The sequence below is a fragment of the Stenotrophomonas sp. NPDC077421 genome, from assembly GCF_049545505.1.
Lineage (GTDB): Bacteria > Pseudomonadota > Gammaproteobacteria > Xanthomonadales > Xanthomonadaceae > Stenotrophomonas > Stenotrophomonas nematodicola.
Genome location: NZ_JBMWDP010000085.1, coordinates 1 through 1519 on the forward strand (window position 1 = coordinate 1; position 1519 = coordinate 1519).

The 1519-nt window shown below is 66.5% G+C and carries 1 pseudogene; it reads left to right on the forward strand.

Annotated features, from left to right (window positions below):
- Positions 1 to 503: 503 nt before the first annotated feature.
- Positions 504 to 1519 (forward strand): annotated as a pseudogene (locus tag ACPEH1_RS20545) (autotransporter outer membrane beta-barrel domain-containing protein); the annotation flags it as partial.

Below are 1519 nucleotides of genomic sequence, written 5' to 3' on the forward strand. Positions count from 1 at the left end.
CCCGGGCGTTTCGGCCTGGGGTGGGCTGGGCCTGATGCGTGGCGACAGCGGCTACCGCGAAGCCAGTGCGCAGCTGGGGATGTCCTACGCCTGGTGAGGGTCCTGACAGTGCCATGTCCGAGCTCCCGACGGCGAGACCCGGGCATTGCATCCAGACAGCGGCGTTCAGGAAAGGCCACTTCTGAACGCCGCGCAGCGTATCGTCAACGGAGCGGATACCCGCTCCATCGACGCCTTCCGCGGTAGGCCTCCTCACTCTTCTGAATCCGGGCTGGCTGCTACCGGCAAGCCGGGTCCATCTGCAATTTCTTGCATGGGGTGGCCCGCCATTGGTCGCAACACTACACGTCATCGCTGACACAGATCGACGCTGGCGCCTCCCCCCTTCCCATCTTCACGACTCCGCTGCCTCCGATGGGGCGTGGGGCGCGCGGGGACGCGGCGATCACGTGACGTGCTCGGCCACATTTGCCCTCTGACGCGAGAACAGGACGATGACTTTGATGAAGACCTCTGCTGCCGGCCACCCGTCTGTGCGGCCCCTTGCCTGCGCGGTGATGCTGGCGATGGGCGTGCTTCCGCTCGGCGATGTGACGGCGCGCCAGCTCGACGGCGAACAGGCCGAGGTGGTGGCGGGCGAAACGCCCGAAACCTGGTCGCTGCGGAACGGGGCACGGCTGCTCGTCACGGGCGGGCACACCTACGACATCGATGTGACGGAAGGATCGGTGGACCTCACCGGCGCGACCGTCACGCGGCTGGTGAGCGGAAACAAGTCGGTAACACTCCGCGGGACGTCGGCCTTGCGCGCCGACGGCACTCTGTTCCAGGGCGGCGGTCTTTGGCTCACGAACGATTCAACCGCCCATCTGACGGACAGCAGCATCCAGGTGCAGGGCGTGACCGGTGCACTTGCCAGCGTCGGCGTGGACTTCCTGGGTCTGGGCGGTGACAGCGCCCACGCCACCCTCGACAACACGCGGGTGACGGTGGCCGACAACCCGGGTACCCCCGACTACAATTCGGGCCTGGGGGTGCGCATGGCCGCTGGCAGCAGCATCGACATCATCAATGGCTCGTATATCGATGCGGCCAATATCGGCGTCCACTTCTGGGGTACCGATGCAGCAGCAGGTACGACCCGTCTCCGGGTGGATGGCTCCACGGTCCGTTCCGGGCGCGGCGCGGCACTTCACATCGGGGCGGTATCGGCCGTCGACAAGGCGTACGACATTCTCATCGCCAACGACGCCAGGCTGATCGGGGGCGATGGCCATCTGCTGCGGGTTACCTCACTGCTTGGGGACCCCACCGCCAGTGTGAGTACGGTCGCTTTCACGGTCGACGATTCGCGCCTCCGCGGCGATGTCACCTTCGACACCCGCACCGTCACCGGCACGCTGGATGTCACGCTGCGCAACAACGCGCGCATCGACGGTCGCTTCATCAACGTCAGCCGCGCCGACATCGGCACCAACAGCACCTGGATGCTCACCGGCGACAGCAACGTCGGCCGGCT